The organism is Bacteroides sp. MSK.20.82 (genome assembly GCF_019052485.1).
Taxonomy (GTDB): Bacteria; Bacteroidota; Bacteroidia; order Bacteroidales; family Bacteroidaceae; genus Bacteroides; species Bacteroides thetaiotaomicron.
In genome coordinates, this window is record NZ_JAHQUN010000028.1 from 1 (window position 1) to 17,213 (window position 17,213).

The 17,213-nt window shown below is 43.5% G+C and carries 11 protein-coding genes; 7 read left to right on the forward strand and 4 right to left on the reverse strand.

Annotation, left to right across the window (positions count from 1 at the left end; all coding sequences use genetic code 11):
- Positions 1 to 186 precede the first annotated feature (186 nt).
- From KTR07_RS19010 to KTR07_RS19020, 3 genes are all read right to left on the reverse strand, one after another.
- Positions 187 to 1,371, reverse strand: a complete 1,185-nt coding sequence (locus KTR07_RS19010; protein WP_011107980.1) for an aminopeptidase C — start codon at positions 1,369 to 1,371, stop codon at positions 187 to 189.
- Positions 1,372 to 1,550: 179 nt separating this feature from the next.
- On the reverse strand, positions 1,551 to 1,892 hold the full coding sequence (locus tag KTR07_RS19015; protein ID WP_011107979.1) for a DUF4907 domain-containing protein: 342 nt from the start codon (positions 1,890 to 1,892) through the stop codon (positions 1,551 to 1,553).
- Positions 1,885 to 2,973 carry a kelch repeat-containing protein gene (locus tag KTR07_RS19020; protein ID WP_062695911.1) on the reverse strand — a complete coding sequence of 363 codons (1,089 nt, stop codon included), beginning with the start codon at positions 2,971 to 2,973 and terminating at the stop codon, positions 1,885 to 1,887. Before KTR07_RS19020 ends, KTR07_RS19015 begins: the two co-directional genes overlap by 8 nt.
- Positions 2,974 to 3,170: 197 nt before the next feature.
- Between KTR07_RS19020 and KTR07_RS19025 the strand changes: the two genes are divergently transcribed.
- Positions 3,171 to 4,508 (forward strand): DUF4270 family protein, encoded by a 1,338-nt coding sequence (locus KTR07_RS19025; protein ID WP_011107977.1) that lies wholly within the window; start codon positions 3,171 to 3,173, stop codon positions 4,506 to 4,508.
- Positions 4,505 to 5,710: a hypothetical protein gene (locus KTR07_RS19030; protein ID WP_011107976.1), complete on the forward strand. Its 1,206-nt coding sequence runs from the start codon at positions 4,505 to 4,507 to the stop codon at positions 5,708 to 5,710. The genes KTR07_RS19025 and KTR07_RS19030 overlap by 4 nt, the downstream gene beginning before the upstream one ends.
- A gap of 83 nt (positions 5,711 to 5,793) precedes the next feature.
- On the opposite strand, the gene KTR07_RS19035 is transcribed toward KTR07_RS19030, so the two are convergent.
- A complete protein-coding gene (locus tag KTR07_RS19035; RefSeq protein WP_008763266.1) occupies positions 5,794 to 6,315 on the reverse strand; it encodes a hypothetical protein in 522 nt (173 codons plus the stop codon).
- A 186-nt stretch (positions 6,316 to 6,501) separates the two neighbouring features.
- Between KTR07_RS19035 and KTR07_RS19040 the strand changes: the two genes are divergently transcribed.
- The 5 genes from KTR07_RS19040 to KTR07_RS19060 all read left to right on the forward strand — a co-directional run bounded on the left by KTR07_RS19040 (position 6,502) and on the right by KTR07_RS19060 (position 17,210).
- Complete coding sequence (locus KTR07_RS19040; RefSeq protein WP_011107975.1) at positions 6,502 to 8,727, forward strand: cation:proton antiporter; 2,226 nt, start codon at positions 6,502 to 6,504, stop codon at positions 8,725 to 8,727.
- Positions 8,705 to 9,550: a patatin family protein gene (locus KTR07_RS19045; RefSeq protein WP_008767761.1), complete on the forward strand. Its 846-nt coding sequence runs from the start codon at positions 8,705 to 8,707 to the stop codon at positions 9,548 to 9,550. The genes KTR07_RS19040 and KTR07_RS19045 overlap by 23 nt, the downstream gene beginning before the upstream one ends.
- 2,071 nt (positions 9,551 to 11,621) lie before the next feature.
- A complete protein-coding gene (locus KTR07_RS28810) occupies positions 11,622 to 12,530 on the forward strand; it encodes a family 43 glycosylhydrolase (RefSeq protein ID WP_309301810.1) in 909 nt (302 codons plus the stop codon).
- 66 nt (positions 12,531 to 12,596) lie between these two features.
- Positions 12,597 to 15,461, forward strand: coding sequence for a glycoside hydrolase family 3 N-terminal domain-containing protein (locus KTR07_RS19055; RefSeq protein WP_181981979.1), 2,865 nt, complete (start codon positions 12,597 to 12,599; stop codon positions 15,459 to 15,461).
- 30 nt (positions 15,462 to 15,491) lie between these two features.
- Positions 15,492 to 17,210, forward strand: coding sequence for a sialate O-acetylesterase (locus tag KTR07_RS19060; protein ID WP_117981683.1), 1,719 nt, complete (start codon positions 15,492 to 15,494; stop codon positions 17,208 to 17,210).
- Positions 17,211 to 17,213: the final 3 nt, after the last annotated feature.

Below are 17,213 nucleotides of genomic sequence, written 5' to 3' on the forward strand. Positions count from 1 at the left end.
TTCTAAGGACGTTCCTGTTCCCACATTTCCCCTTTTTCCCCAGGAACGTCCTTTTTTATCTGTTTTCCTTTTTGTTATTTTCCAATTACACGGATGTGAATACAGGTGTAAGTGTTCAGCCATAAAAGAAGCCTCAGAAGTAATTATTGACTTCTGAGGCTTTTTTATATAAAGGAGGAATTTCTTTTATTTAATTCCCAACTTTTTAGCTATATCTTTAGGAAGTGCATCTTTGTGTACCAGAATATTCATTGTTTTGTAAGCAACGAATGCTTTGGATGCATACCAGATACCTTTGTACTTACCACTTGTACCCCAAGAGTTCTTTACCATGAAGTATTCTTTTCCGTTCTGGTCTTTGGCGATACCGTAGATTACCATTCCGTGGTCATCTGTAGTTTCCCAGTTGTCGAAAGCAGTCTGGCGCATTTCCTGAGTGATTTCCATTTCCGGAAGCGGTTTGGAAGTCAGTTCTTTGCGTTTATCGGCAGCAGTCAGACCTGTCCAGCGAGCCATATCCGAGCCGGTAAGTTCTGCACCTTTAGCAGCATCCGGCATTACGGCAACACCGTCACGGGTGAAACCTTGTTCGCTGACGTCACTACCCCATGCAAATGTATATCCTTGCTTTACAGCGTTGTCCATTACAGCCATGAACTCGTCAAGCGGAAGATTGTAGGACAGACCATTACGCCAGTTGTCCTGAATCTCGATAGCGAATTGAGAATAGAAAGGATGGTGTGTATATGAAGTCAGTGATACATAATCTTCAGCTTTCAGTCCGAGTGATTCAGCGAAAGTCTTCGGAGTATATTCCTTGCCTTTGTAAGTGAAGTTCTCCGGGCACGCTCCCAAATAAGTATCGTAGATGGCGCTAAGGCCTTTCTTCCATACCGGAGTCAGTTTAGTGAGTTTACCTTTGGCGATCGCATTGATGTATCCTTCTGCAACAGCGTCCAGTTCATTGTGTACCGGCAGTGTATCACCATACATGATACCCGGCATTGCTTCTTGCGGAACCAGTCCATAATTCTTCATACAATAGATGATGTCATAGAAACTTCCGCCGGGAGAGAAAGAACTGTCGCCATGATAGCGTACATAGTTTGTTCCGCGGTCTTCCATTGTTTTGTGTACAACGAACATTTCCGAAAGGTCGTATTCGCCTTTACCCAAACGTAGTAGTTCTGATTCCAGGAATCCCAAAGCGGAGAAACTCCAGCAAGTGCTCGAACGATTCTGGTTCTTGATAGAAGTAATCGGATTTTCTTTCACTGTTGTGAAAACGAAGCCCTCTTCGGGTTTTGCGTCTTGTGCCATTGCGCTCAGGCTGAACAAGCCTAAGGCAGCGATAAGGATACTCTTTTTCATTCTGATGAAATTAATATTAAATTGTTTTGGTTACAAAGATATGGATTCCTTGGAGGAATTCCATATTCTTGCATAGATTTTGCATAAAAAAAGAGTAGAAAATGCTGTATCCCACCTTCTTTACTATACAAAAAGAGGAAAAGGCAATCGTATGTGATCACCTTTTCCTCTTTCTACATTTATTTTATTTTGATCCCGAGACTTTCTAAATCATCTAGAGTAACAGTATAATTCTCTCCGCTTTTCATCCGTTTCATTACTAACTGTCCGACTTGTTCGGCATCCCTTTTCTCCATGAAAGGTTTTTTACCGGAAATACTGGGTATGAAAGGCTGAAAAATCGTTATATGATTATTGTGAGATATTTGATAGCCGTATCCTCCGTTTACCTCAATCACTTCCATTGAAAAAGAAGAGGCAGAAGAATCTGTTTTAGAAAAAGATGTTTTGGAAAAAGACAGACAAGCGATTACTATCAATATTCCTGCAACAGAGCATCCGAGTATCTTTCTCTTAGTCATTCTCTTCCCATTCATATGGATGTAACTCCCATGTATCGTCATAATAATAGCTGCTGCTGCCTCCGGTAGTGATAATACCTCGTCTGCCGGTAGCGAAACAAACCGCTTTGATGCGTGAACTTCCTTCGAAAGGAGTGTAGTCAAAATCATCTTCCGTTTCACTGCTGCGCCATAAGTCTTTAGCAGGATCGTATATCCAGTAATTACTTCGGAAACTACCGGAGGCTGTTTGCCCTAAAGTGATGTATGCCTGATCGTCTATGACAAAAGCACAGCCGTAGGTACGGGTGATTGATTTGTAATCGTCATCGTAATCGTCACTGCTCTGGTCTGTAATGTCCCGGAGACGTACCCATTTGTTCTCTTCACTTTTGCTGGGATCGAACTTCCAGAAGTCATCGACATCCTTACCATTATTTGTTCCTCCGACAATGTAGGCGACATTATCGATAATAAAGGAGAGTCCGCCGGTTCTTTTCTGACCGCCGAATCCGTTGACGATAGTCCATTGGTTGCCGGAAGCGGCTGTCGGATCAAAGCGGTAAAAGTCCTTGGTCTGTTTATCATCTTTAGACTGACCGGTGCCTACATAACCGTAATTACCGATAGCGAAGGCTATGGCGTTGATCCGGGCATCTCCGGGGTAGTCATCCATCTGTTTCCAGGTGTCCGTTGCCGGTTCATATTCCCACGTATCTTTTAAATATGCATATCCTCCGGTATGTAATGGATCGTCGTCTCTGTATACGGTATATCCCGTAGTCACATATCCTTTGGAGTTGATCGCAAATCCGACAGCCCCGTTCCGGGCCGCCGCCTCTTCGGGAAGGTCGGCACATTGCGTCCACCAGTCGTTATCAATATTATATTCCCAACAGTCTCTTTCCCGTTGGTCTTTTCCCCGATATCCACCGCACAAATATCCCCGGTTATCTATCACAAATCCGGCTGCGTCCTCTCTTGCCCTTCCATCGAAATCAGAACGGCGATACCACACACCTAATGTGTCGTCATCATCATCTGAACATGAGAACATGGATAGCATAGCTATTGACACTAATAACAGTTGTAGTTTTTTCATTATTTCCATTCGTTTTATTACGTTTTAAACTTGGGGCAAATGTAGTTATCAATGCGGTTGAAGAAAAAAGATATCGACAAATAGCCCTATTTTCTCTATCGAACAAAACCGAGTCTATAAATAGCGGGAAATAGTCGATTAATTTTGGGGATGCTTTCCTAAAGGGGTTCCTTTGCAACTCAAAAATAATATTCATTATGAGACTATTCATTACACTTTTTTATTCATTACTCTTATTTTGTACAATATTCTCCTGTAGGGATGAATCTTCTTCCATTGGAAGTAAATGGGTAGAGAGTTCTTTTATAAATGTAGTGACAGATACATGTATGGTGACTCTGAGCACATTATTAGCCGATTCTCTGGCAACTTCGGGAGATACGATCTGTCAGATCGGGCGATTTAAGGATGATCTTTACGGAGAAATAAAAACTTCGTTTTATGCAGAATATCAAGTACCTTCTCATTCACTTAATGAGACTACTGACTATCAGTTTGACTCTATCACGTTCAAATGGTATACTTCCGGGGATTATCTGGGGGATACACTGGTCTATCATCGTATTGACTTATATAGTTTATCGCAAGGACTCTCTCTGGAAGATAACGGTTACCTGTTTAATAAGACCAACGTTAGCTATAATCAGAATAATCATCTTGGTTCTGTTTCTATACGTCCTACACCCGGCTATCGGAACGAGTTACATGAAACGCGCCTGCCTGACGAATGGGGAAAGAAGTGGTTTAATTTAATGCTGGAAGATGATGAATGTATGGAGTCTCAGGATCGTTTCCGGGCTTTCTTCAAAGGAATAGCTTTTATTCCCGATGAAAACGGGACGTGCATTAACGGCTTTCAGGTGAACGATTCGAGTTTTTGTATTACCCTTTATTATCATGAACTGAAAGAGAAGCCTACGGAACAGACCTTAGTGTTCAATGCCAGCACTTCACTGAACTACACCAAGGTGGAACATGACCGTACTAATACTCCTTTGGAGAATCTCAAGGCAGGAACAGATTATGAACTGCCTTCTTCCGAGAGCGAACATCAGGTGTATCTGCAAGGGCTGACCGGTATGTATATCAATGTCGAATTTCCCTATCTGAATAATCTGAATCAGACCGGAAGGCTTGTTTCCATTGAAAGTGCAGTACTCAAGCTATATCCTATCAAAGGTACGTATAACGGAAAGTATCCATTACCGAAATCGTTGTCTCTTTATACGGCAGACCAGAATAACGCCACTCAGAGTGTCATTACTGACATCTCGGGAAATACCGTACAAACGGGAAGCCTGGTGGAAGATAATGTCTATTATGAAGATACTCACTATTCGTTTGATATCACCTCGTTTATTCAGAATAATCTGGGGACAGCGGGGGAGAGCCGTGAGAAACTGCAAATATTCCTCTCTGACAATGCTTTTTATAATACCGTTCAGGGAGTGGTGCTGGGAGATAGCAAACACCCTGTGAATGACCATGATAATAATGTATCACTCACTATTTATTATAAGACATATACGAAATGAAAAGAAGAGTTTTATCTATCCTTATACTAGGTGCGAACTTATTGAATGTAGCTGCCCAAAATATGACGAGTTCTCCGGTTTCCATGTTCGGACTCGGTGAATTGTCCACCGGAGAAGGCGGAATTTATTCCGGTTTGGGTGGAGTCGGCATTGCATTGCGTGGAGAAAATGTGATTAATAGTGCCAATCCGGCTTCTTTAACGGGATTATTGCCGCAGTATTTCTTTTTCGATTTGGGTGTCAGCGGGTCTTATCTGAAATATTCACAGTCAGGAGCGAGCAATCATTCTCTGAATGGTAATCTTAATAATTTGGCTGTTGGATTCCGTATAGCCCCCCGTTGGTATGGAGCTATTTTTATGGCTCCTGTCAGTAGTGTAGGGTATGCCATCTCGCTCGATCAGGATGTGGCGGGTACGGACGGAAGTACGGTGACTTCACTTTTCCAAGGTGAGGGAGGGTTATCCAAAATGGGTATCAGCGTTGCGCACGAACTGTGGAAAGGGCTTTCACTGGGTGCAAACTTTTCTTATGTGGGAGGAAGTATTTCACAAACAGAAACTCAAGGGAGTGCAACAGAAAGTAATAGTTCGCATAAACATACGATTTATGCCGATTTCGGATTACAGTATACCTATAAGTTGGATCATTACCGTTCGGCGGTAGCAGGAGTCGTATATGGATATTCTCAAGACTTGATGCAGGATAATGATCATGTGGTGAGCAGTAGCAGTTCCAGCGGAAGCATTGAAGAAAAAGGAAAAAAGTATCGTACTTGTTTGCCGCAGTTTATCGGATTCGGAGCGTCTTATACTACGTTGCGCTGGATGGCTTCCATCGACTATAAATTTGTTGACTGGAGCCGGCTGGAGTCTTCGCATTCCAGTATAAGTTTTCGTAATCAACATCGTTTGATGTTGGGAGGCAGCTATACATTGGGGAACCCTTATAGTAAACCGGTACGCTTATTGCTTGGAGCAGGTATGGGCAACTCATATATTTCAGTGCATGATAAGACGACAACGAATTATTATCTGAGTACCGGACTTAATTTTGAGTTTCGTAGCCGCAGTACGCTTTCTTTAGGAGTGAAATATACAGATCAACTGAAGGTGAATTCGGGGAGATTTAAAGAGCAGAAACTTTCTTTTTTTCTGAATCTGACTTTCTCGGAAAAGACTTATAAGGCAAAATTGAAGTAACTGGCGGGGTGTTTTCTTTATCTGGCGGATAGGGAGAGCATTTATAATATAGAAAAGGGTACCCTCAGCGGTACCCTTTTCTATTATTTATTGCCTTTCGGTGTCACTACATAGTCTTCTTTTATAAACTCATCATAAACCCGTTTAGGATGATCGAATGCTGCGGTTCCATTCCTCTGTTCGTTGAAGTTTTCCCGGCGGAATTGTTTCAGCTTCAGGTTGTCTTCGGCATATTCTCTTAACTTCTTATGTTCACGTCCATAAAGTGAACTTTCAGTAACATCAGAATCAAGCAGGCTTTCTTTAGGAGTGATGGTGGGCAGGAGCACTTGTTCCAATAGTCCACGATAGGCACCGTTATATTCACACCAGACAAGATCGTTGGCAACGAATATACGATAGAAGTACTTTGACCATGCGGTTTTGATTTCGATGGATTGAGCGTAAATCTCAATCGTTGCTTCTGAACCATACGCTTGGTCACGGATCACGACGGTCGTCCGACCGCTGATTTCTTCCTTCACGGAAGTTTGCCATTTGTCAGAATGCAGGATTTCCTCAATGAGTTCCGGCAACTTTTCTTTAATTTCAAACTGTATTCTCATGGTGCTTGCCTGCGGGCAGGACTTTTTTTGAATTTCCTACTTAAAACAATTAAGCTAGCCTAAAGTTACATAGATTGAAGCAAAAAAACAAGATTTTGTTTGAATATTTACTATTTTTGCCAAACTATCTGCCTTTTTCGTTTGTTTTTATTATAATTATGCAACAAATAGCAAAAAAACAAGTTTATGCAGAATAAAGCCCGGAAGAATTATATTATTTATGTACTTATGCTCCTTCTGTTTGGAGGGTTGATTTATGTTGCTATTGAAGAGGGCGACAGGTTTTCACATCATGCTGCGAACACGTTAAACACGGTACAAGACGGGCCTTTTGCCATGTTTCTACAATTTATGCAAGATAATCTGCATCATCCGCTGACGACGTTACTTATTCAGATTATTGCCGTGTTGTTGATGGTGCGTCTTTTCGGTTATTTGTTTAGTCTTATCGGGCAGCCGGGGGTGATTGGAGAAATCGTAGCCGGTATTGTCTTGGGGCCTTCTGTTTTGGGGCTTTTTTTCCCGGAAGCTTTTCATTTCCTGTTCCCTGTCCATTCACTGACCAATCTTGAATTGCTGAGTCAGGTCGGACTGATCCTTTTCATGTTTGTTATCGGTATGGAACTGGACTTCAGTGTGCTGAAAAATAAGATAAATGAAACGCTGGTGATCAGTCATGCCGGTATTTTAGTACCTTTCTTTCTGGGTATCCTGTCTTCTTACTGGATTTACGAAACGTATGCCGCCGATCATACTCCCTTTCTGCCTTTTGCCTTGTTTATAGGCATCTCCATGAGTATTACCGCTTTCCCCGTGCTGGCGCGTATCATTCAGGAACGAAATATGACCAAAACTCCTTTGGGGACTCTTGCGATTGCTTCTGCTGCCAATGATGATGTGACTGCCTGGTGTTTGCTGGCTGTTGTTATTGCTATTTCAAAGGCAGGTAGCTTTGCCAGTGCTCTCTATTCTGTGGGATTGGCTGTAGCGTATATTGCAGTCATGTTTTTGGTTGTGCGTCCGTTTCTGAAAAAGGTGGGAGAGGTGTATGCCAATAAGGAGGCGATCAATAAAACGTTTGTGGCATTTATCCTGTTGATTCTGATCATTTCTTCCTGTCTGACAGAGATTATCGGTATTCATGCTTTGTTCGGAGCGTTTATGGCAGGAGTGGTGATGCCGTCGAATCTGGGTTTCCGAAAGGTGATGATGGAAAAGGTAGAAGACATTTCTTTGGTTTTCTTCCTACCGTTATTCTTTGCTTTCACAGGTTTGCGTACGGAGATAGGTCTGATCAATAGTCCGGAGTTGTGGATGGTGTGTTTGCTGCTGGTGACCGTGGCCATAGTCGGTAAGCTCGGTGGCTGTGCCATAGCTGCCCGTCTGGTGGGTGAGTCATGGAAGGATAGTCTGACAGTGGGTACCTTAATGAATACGCGCGGATTGATGGAGTTGGTGGCATTGAATATTGGTTACGAAATGGGAGTTCTTCCCCCGTCTATTTTCGTAATTTTGGTCATTATGGCGCTAGTTACAACCTTTATGACCACTCCGCTGCTACATTTAGTCGAACGTTTCTTTGTACATCGGGAAGAAAAGTTATCTTTGAAGCGCAAACTTATATTTTGTTTTGGTCGCCCGGAGTCCGGGCGCAGTCTGCTTTCCATTTATGATTTGTTATTCGGGAAGCAGTTGAAGAAAGAACATGTGATTGCAGCGCATTATACAGTGGGTACGGATTTGAATCCGTTGGATGCCCAGCATTATGAAAGCGAAAGCTTTGCTTTACTCAACCAAAGAGCTGTCGAACTGAATATTCAGGTGGACAATCACTATCGGGTGACGGATAAGCTGGTACAGGAGATGATTCATTTTATTCGCAAAGAGCATCCTGATATGTTGCTTTTAGGAGCCGGTAGCCATTACCGTCCCGAAATGCCGGGAACTCCGGGAGCTATTTTATGGCTGACGCTCTTCCGTGATAAGATTGATGACATAATGGAACAGGTGAAATGTCCTGTTGCCGTATTTGTGAATCGTAATTATCGGGAAGGAGCACTGGTTAGCTTTGTTCTGGGAGGAATGATTGATGTATTCCTACTTTCGTATCTGAATATAATGTTGCAAAACGGTCATTCGGTGCGCCTTTTCCTTTTTGAAACGGACGATGAAGAGTTTCATCAGTGCATAGATGACTTGTTGGCTCATTATGCTGATCAGATAGTAGTGGTATGGTTTGCAGGAGTAGAAGAATTAGTAACCAAAGAGAGAGATGGATTGCTGGTAATGAGCCATCTTTCCTATACAAAATTATCCGAGGATGAGCTTGTGATGCGGGAATTGTCATCATTGCTGGTTATTCGTCGGAATAAGAATAAGGGAGAAAAAAATGAAAGACTTGAAATTGGATGAACATACGGGGTTAGTACTTGAAGGAGGCGGAATGCGGGGAGTATTCACTTGTGGGGTACTTGACTATTTAATGGATCATGATATTCGTTTTCCTTATGCGATCGGGGTATCGGCAGGAGCCTGTAACGGCTTGTCGTATGCATCCCGTCAGCGTGGTCGTGCCAAGTTCAGTAATATTGACCTGCTGGAGAAATACAATTATATCGGCCTGAAACATCTGCTCAGGAAGCGTAACATTCTCGACTTTGATTTACTTTTCAACGAATTTCCCGAACATATTCTTCCTTATGATTATGATACATACTTTGCTTCTCCCGAACGTTTCGTGATGGTAACCACGAATTGTATGACAGGAGAAGCCAACTATTTTGAAGAGAAACGGGATAAAAGCCGTGTGATTGATATTGTCCGGGCATCCAGTAGCCTGCCTTTTGTTTGTCCTGTCACTTATGTGGATGGTGTTCCGATGCTTGATGGGGGCATTGTAGACTCTATTCCCTTGCAGAGAGCTATTGCGGACGGTTACACCCGTAATGTGGTTATACTTACCCGTAATCGTGGTTACCGGAAAGACACGAAAGATATCCGTATTCCATCGTTTGTGTACCGGAAATATCCGAAGTTGCGTGAAGCATTGAGTCGTCGGTGTGCAGTTTACAATGAACAGCTGGAAATGGTGGAACAGATGGAAGATGAAGGAAAGATCATCGTTATCCGTCCGCAGAAACCGGTGATGGTGGACCGGATTGAACGGGATGTACAGAAACTGACGGAATTTTATGAGGAAGGATACGACTGCGCAAGAAATCTGTTTGAATTTTAAGTAAATAATGTGAATCAGCAGTTGAACCAAAACCGTACGATTTGTAATCAGATGTATGAAAGAAGCATGGAGGACTTGACAAACCGCTTTTTATGTTGTATATTTGTAAATAGAAACCGGAAGAAAATTCAATAACATTGATAATATAGACGAAAAATGAGCGATAATAAGTATTATATAATAACAGATTGCAGGCATTCCCACTTCGGGTAATGCTTGTCAGATAATCTGGTACAAGCTAAGGGCTGCGATTCTTTATGGGAATTGCGGCCCTTTTTGTTGCCTAAAATTGATATTTCTTGCAGCAAGTTCGAAATTCGAGTTTATAATAAACTTGGGGGACGTTTATAATAAACGGTGAAAGAATTTATTAATAAATGATCGGGAGTTACTGCATAATCAGTCAATGTCTTTCGTACAGATGTTGGTGCTGATGTTGAAAAGTTCTGTATCTTCTAAGTAAATCGATGAATTATCGCTACACTACTTCCTTTCTCTTTTTGTGTCATTGAACTGAGTTCCTTACGAGGTCAGGAGAAGAATAATCTTCGGACTTAATTCTTAGTTTCGCTTTATTAGCTATTAATGCGAATCGGCGGTTGATTCAAATCTGAATCGAAAACGAACAAAATCCAACTACTGATTCGCATAAATAATAAATGCCCTGTTTGGCTGATAGTCTGCACGAAGAATGCGGACTATATCTGTGATATTTATATATTTCTGTATAATATTTCTACGAATACTCTTCTTTTTCTTCAATTAATTCGATTTTAAGTCATTATTAATTCGTTTTTGTGGTATTTATTAAGGGATGCCCCTTTACTTTGCTGAAAAATATTTTTTGGCAGACGTAATAACATAACATGAAAAATAAAAGAATAACATGGTAAAAAGGTTTGATTGGTTGTTGGTGTGTTTATTGTTTTCAATAGGGGTGATGGCACAATCCGGTGGGAAACAGTATAATTCTTACAAAGGATTGGTCATGGCAGGTTATCAGGGGTGGTTCAACACCCCTGGTGACGGCTCGGGCCGTGGTTGGCATCATTATAATGGACGTAATGGTTTTCGTCCGGGGTCATGCTCGGTAGACCTTTGGCCTGAAGTGTCGGAGTATAAGAAACTCTATAAGACTGAGTTTTCCTTTGCTGACGGTAAACCGGCTTATGTTTTTTCTTCTCATGATGAATCTACGGTTGATGTACATTTTAAATGGATGCAGGAGTATGGACTGGACGGAGTATTTATGCAGCGTTTTATTACGGAGATACGGAACGAAAGCGGATTGAAACACTTTAATAAAGTACTGAATTCAGCGATGAAATTTGCCAATAAATACGAACGGGCTATCTGTGTGATGTACGACCTGAGCGGCATGCAACCGGGAGAAGAGCAGTTGTTGCTGAAAGACATAGCAGAAATAGCAGAACGCTATTCTTTAAAAGACCATGCAAAGAACCCCTCTTATCTGTATCACAATGGTAAACCGCTGGTTACGGTTTGGGGAGTCGGATTTAATGATAATCGTCGCTATGGGCTGAAAGAAGCCGCTCATATTATTGACGGCTTGAAGTCACAGGGATTCAGTGTGATGCTTGGAGTACCTACGCAGTGGCGTACACTGAATGGGGACACAGAATCAGATCCCCGCCTGCATGAGCTTATCCGAAAATGTGATATCATGATGCCTTGGTTTGTAGGGCGTTATAATGAAACGACTTATCCCAAGTATCAGAAACTGGTGGAAGAAGATATTCAGTGGGCAAAGAAGAATCAGGTAGATTATGCTCCGCTGGTCTTCCCCGGTTTCTCATGGGGAAATCTGAAGGGGAAAGATCATAATTCGTTTATTCCCCGCAATAAAGGTTCTTTCCTTTGGACGCAATTGATGGGAGCCATTCGGGCGGGTGCTGAAATGATCTACGTGGCTATGTTTGATGAAATAGATGAAGGGACGGCCATCTTTAAATGTGCTAAGAAGGTTCCCGTAGGTAAAAGTACATTTGTGCCCCTTGAAGAAGGCGTGGAAAGCGATCATTATTTGAAATTGGTGGGAGAAGCCGCTAAGATTTTAAGAAAGGAAAAAGCTGTGGCATTTAGTGCAAAGCTGGATACGAAAAGTCCGAATCCTTTTATTCGGCATATGTATACCGCTGACCCGTCAGCGCATGTATGGGAAGATGGCAGATTGTATGTGTACGCTTCTCATGACATTGCTCCTCCGCGTGGATGTGACTTGATGGACCGCTATCATGTATTCTCGACTGATGATATGATTAACTGGACGGATCATGGAGAAATCCTGAGTTCCGACCAAGTGCCGTGGGGACGGAAAGAAGGAGGTTTTATGTGGGCTCCGGATTGTGCTTACAGAAACGGCACCTACTATTTCTACTTCCCTCATCCCAGCGAAACAGACTGGAATGATAGCTGGAAGATCGGTGTAGCTACCAGTGACAAGCCTGCGGAGGGATTCAAAGTACAGGGATATATTGAGGGAATGGATCCGATGATCGATCCTTGTGTATTTGTGGACGATGACGGACAGGCCTATATCTACAATGGTGGCGGTGGTACCTGCAAAGGTGGCAAACTGAAAGATAATATGATAGAACTGGATGGGCCCATGCGGACTATGGAGGGACTTTCAGACTTCCACGAAGCGACCTGGATACATAAGTATAACGGAAAATATTACTTGTCTTATTCTGATAATCACGACGACGGAGAAAAGCATAACCGAATGTGTTATGCCATCAGTGATTCGCCTTTGGGGCCTTGGGAATACAAGGGAATTTACATGGAACCCACCGATAGTTATACCAACCACGGCTCTATTGTCGAGTTCAAGGGACAATGGTATTCTTTCTATCACAACAGTGCATTGTCCGGTCATGATTGGCTGCGCTCTATCTGTGTGGACAAACTGTACTACAATCCGGACGGCACTATAAAAATGGTGAAGCAAACTAAATAACAGATAGATCCATACACAGGCAATTGATAAATAGAATCCTTATAATAGTTGAAAAACGAACATAGCATGAAAAACAAAATGAAATGGATATTGGCAGTAGGGTTATTGTCATGTTCGGTAGCAATGGCACAGCAACAGAGTGATATATTATCGGTATCTGCTTCTGCAAATGCGGAAAATGCTGCTTTAGCCTTTGACAGGAATGTAAAAACGATGTGGACAATCCCTTCTCAGGCACTAAAGGCTGAACAATGGCTGATGTTTACCATTCAGCAGCCCGGAGATGTTTGTGAACTGGACCTTCAGATGCAGGGTATCAATAAGAATGAACTGAAAGAAGTACTGGATATCTTTGTCACTTATGACCCCATGAATCTGGGAACTCCCGTGAACTACCGGATCGAAGGGAGCGACAAACAGATGAAAGTCAAATTCACTCCTAAATACGGTGCACACGTCAAGCTGAATTTTAAGTCGGGAAAGTTGGATAAACCTTTCTCTCTGAAAGAAATTTCGGTTCTTGTGGCAGAAAAGGTATTGACGGACAGTCAGGGAAAAGTAACTGACCGTCGGTATATGGATGCGTCACTGCCAGTAGAAGAACGGGTGGAAAGTTTGTTGGCAGTGATGACGCCGGAGGATAAAATGGAACTGATCCGTGAAGGATGGGGCATTCCCGGTATTCCTCATTTGTACGTGCCTCCTATCACAAAGGTAGAAGCGGTGCATGGTTTCTCTTATGGTAGCGGTGCTACTATCTTCCCTCAGGCTTTGGCGATGGGAGCTACCTGGAACAGGAAGCTGACGGAAGAAGTGGCTATGGTGATTGGAGACGAGACAGTGGCTGCCAATACCAAACAGGCATGGTCGCCGGTGTTGGACGTTGCGCAGGATGCACGTTGGGGGCGCTGTGAAGAAACTTTCGGAGAAGACCCTGTATTGGTGTCACAAATAGGAGGTGCATGGATCAAAGGATACCAGTCCAGAGGATTGTTTACTACTCCCAAGCATTTCGGTGGACATGGTGCCCCGTTGGGCGGACGTGATTCACATGATATAGGCTTGTCCGAACGTGAAATGCGCGAGATTCATCTGGTTCCGTTCCGGCATGCGATCCGTAATTATGACTGCCAGTCTTTGATGATGGCCTATTCCGATTATATGGGAGTTCCGGTTGCCAAGAGCAAAGAACTGCTGCAACAGATATTGCGTCAGGAATGGGGATTCAATGGATTCATCGTCAGTGACTGTGGTGCTATCGGGAATCTGACAGCTCGTAAACATTACACGGCAAAAGATAAGATTGAAGCTGCCAATCAGGCATTGGTTGCCGGTATTGCAACTAATTGCGGTGATACTTACAATAATAAAGAAGTGATTCAGGCGGCAAAAGACGGTCGTATCAATATGGAAGATCTGGACAATGTATGCCGTACGATGCTGAGTACGATGTTCCGTAACGAGCTTTTTGAAAAGAACCCTTGCAAACCACTGGACTGGAAGAAAATATATCCGGGATGGAACTCGGACAGCCATAAGGAAATGGCACGTCAGGCGGCACGCGAATCAATTGTAATGCTGGAAAACAAAGAGAATCTTCTTCCTTTGTCAAAGACACTGCGTACGATTGCGGTACTGGGTCCCGGTGCAGATGATCTTCAACCGGGCGATTATACGCCGAAGCTGTTGCCGGGACAATTGAAATCAGTTCTGACCGGTATCAAAGGCGCAGTGGGCAAGCAGACCAAAGTTCTTTATGAACAGGGATGTGACTTTACCAATCCGGACGAAACCAATATTCCGAAAGCTGTGAAGGCGGCTTCCCAATCAGATGTCGTGATTATGGTATTGGGTGACTGCTCTACCAGTGAAGCGACCAATGATGTCCGTAAGACATGTGGAGAAAATAACGACTGGGCGACTTTAATCCTTCCGGGCAAACAGCAGGAATTGCTGGAAGCAGTCTGTGCAACCGGAAAACCGGTGATACTGATTCTTCAGGCAGGCCGTCCTTATGATATTCTGAAAGCATCCGAAATGTGCAAGGCTATCTTGGTAAACTGGTTGCCGGGACAAGAAGGTGGTCCGGCTATGGCAGATGTACTGTTTGGTGATTACAATCCTGCCGGTCGCCTGCCGATGACATTCCCGCGTCACGTAGGACAACTTCCTTTGTATTATAACTTCAAGACTTCAGGACGCCGTTACGAATATGTAGATATGGAATATTATCCTCTTTACCGTTTCGGATTCGGACTTAGCTACACTTCGTTCGAATATTCTAATCTGAAGATACAGGAAAAGGCGAATGGCAATGTGGAAGTTCAGGCTACGGTGAAGAACGTAGGAAGCCGTGCGGGTGATGAAGTCGCTCAGCTATATGTGACGGATATGTATGCCAGTGTGAAAACCCGTGTTATGGAATTGAAAGACTTTGCCCGTATTCATTTGCAGCCGGGAGAATCGAAGACAGTTTCGTTTGAAATGACTCCGTATGATATTTCATTGCTCAATGACCGGATGGACAGAGTCGTGGAAAAAGGAGAGTTCAAAATCATGGTAGGCGGAATGAGTCCCGATTACGTAGCTAAAAATGAGATCAAACATAGTGTAGGCTATAGTGATAACAAGAAAGGTGTCATGGGAATGCTTAATTATACACATGAGTTTGGTGCCAATTTCGATCTTACTGTGTCCAAGATAGAAGAGAACCTTGTCAAGAACCAAAAGACAGTGTGGGTGAGTGTGAAAAATACAGGTACGTTGATGGATATCGGTAAGGTGGAAATGTTTGTGGATGGTAAGAAGGTGGGAGATGCCATTCATTATGAACTGGGAGCGGGCGAAGAAAAACTGATTCCGTTCAAGCTGGCAAAAGAGAATAAGCAGCCTGTAGCGTTTACGACCAAATACAAGATGGTATCTATGTAATACTAATTTATTTCCCTAACTTTTAATACAATGAAACGACTTCTTTTCATATCATGGATATTCTTGTTGTCCGTAAGCTTTGGGCTGACAAAGGTGAAAGCCGATATACGGATGCCGCTGATCTTCGGTGATCACATGGTATTGCAGCAAGACACAAAGATTGCCATCTTTGGATGGGCTGATGCCGGAGAAACCGTAGAGGTAGTCTTTGCCGGACAGAAAGTGAAAACGACTGCTGACACTGACGGAACATGGAAAGTGAACCTGAAACCGATAAAAACGAAGAAAGAGGGTCAGCTCCTGACAATTGCCGGTAAGAACAAACTTGTCTACTCGGATGTGTTGGTAGGCGATGTATGGGTTGCTTCCGGACAATCGAATATGGAATGGGGAATAAAGGTAAGAAAAGAATATGCTGACGATATAGCCGCTTCGGAAGATCCTTTGCTGCGTTTGTTCTTTGTTCCCAAGAATACGTCGTTGCAGCCATTGACCGATATTGAAGTTCCTCAGGGAACATCTAACCCCGAACGGGCTGCCAGATGGGTGCTTTGTACACCGGAAATGTTGGCTAAGATCAATGGACAGGGCTTTTCGGCAACAGCATATTACTTTGCACGTGATATGCGTGCTGCAAACGGACGCCCGTTGGGAGTTATCCAGTCTGCATGGGGAGGTACACGTGCAGAAGCCTGGACCAGCCTTTCCGGATTGAAACAGGAACCGGCTTTGGCTCACTATGTAACTGCGTATGAGAAGAATGTGAAAGATAATCCGGAAATACTCGCCACTTATCCACAGAAGCAGAAAGAATTTGATGAAGCGGTAAGGGAATGGGATAAAACCGTAGGAAAAGAATGGAATCAGGCACAAAAAGAATGGGCGATAGCTGTGCAGGCGGCACAAGCAGCTGGAAAGCCGGCTCCTCCCAAACCACAGCCCAGAGTTCCCCGTCCGCCCAATCCGCGTAAACCGAATGGGGGAAATAACGGTCCGTCCAATCTGTTTAACGCAATGATTTCTCCTTTAATCCCTTTGAGTATAAAGGGAGTCATCTGGTATCAGGGAGAATTTAACTCCGGCGGCTCTGGAAAGGAGTATGCTACCCTGTTCTCCCGGATGATTACGGATTGGAGAGAGAAATGGGGAATCGGTGATTTTCCTTTTGTATATGTGCAGCTTCCCAATTTCGAACCGGTAGATCCCGAACCGTCCGTTGAAGGAAACGGCTGGCGCTGGGTACGGGAAGGACAGCTGAAGGCCTTGAATCTGCCCAACACGGCAATGGCTGTGACAATCGATGTAGGAGATCCTTTCGATTTGCATCCGGTAGATAAATATGATGTCGGACACCGGCTGGCTCTTGCTGCCCGGAAACTGGCATACGGAGAGAAAATTGTCGGCATGGGGCCTCTTTATAAAAAGATGTCTGTGAAAGGAAATAAGATCATTTTGGAGTTTACCAATCAGGGTAAAAAGTTGGTGATGGGAACTTCTCCGTACATCCCGGCAGGAAAACCGCCTCATCCGAAACCGACGAAGCTGACAGGCTTCGGCATTGCAGGAGCGGACCGTAAGTTTGTATGGGCAGATGCGGTGATTGAAGGAAATAAGGTGATTGTGTCCAGCAGTGAAGTGGCTGTACCTCTTGCCGTACGTTACGGATTTTCCAATAGCCCCCTTTGTAACCTGTACAATGAGAAAGGCTTGCCGGCATCTCCTTTCCGCACGGACAGCTGGGATAAATGATGG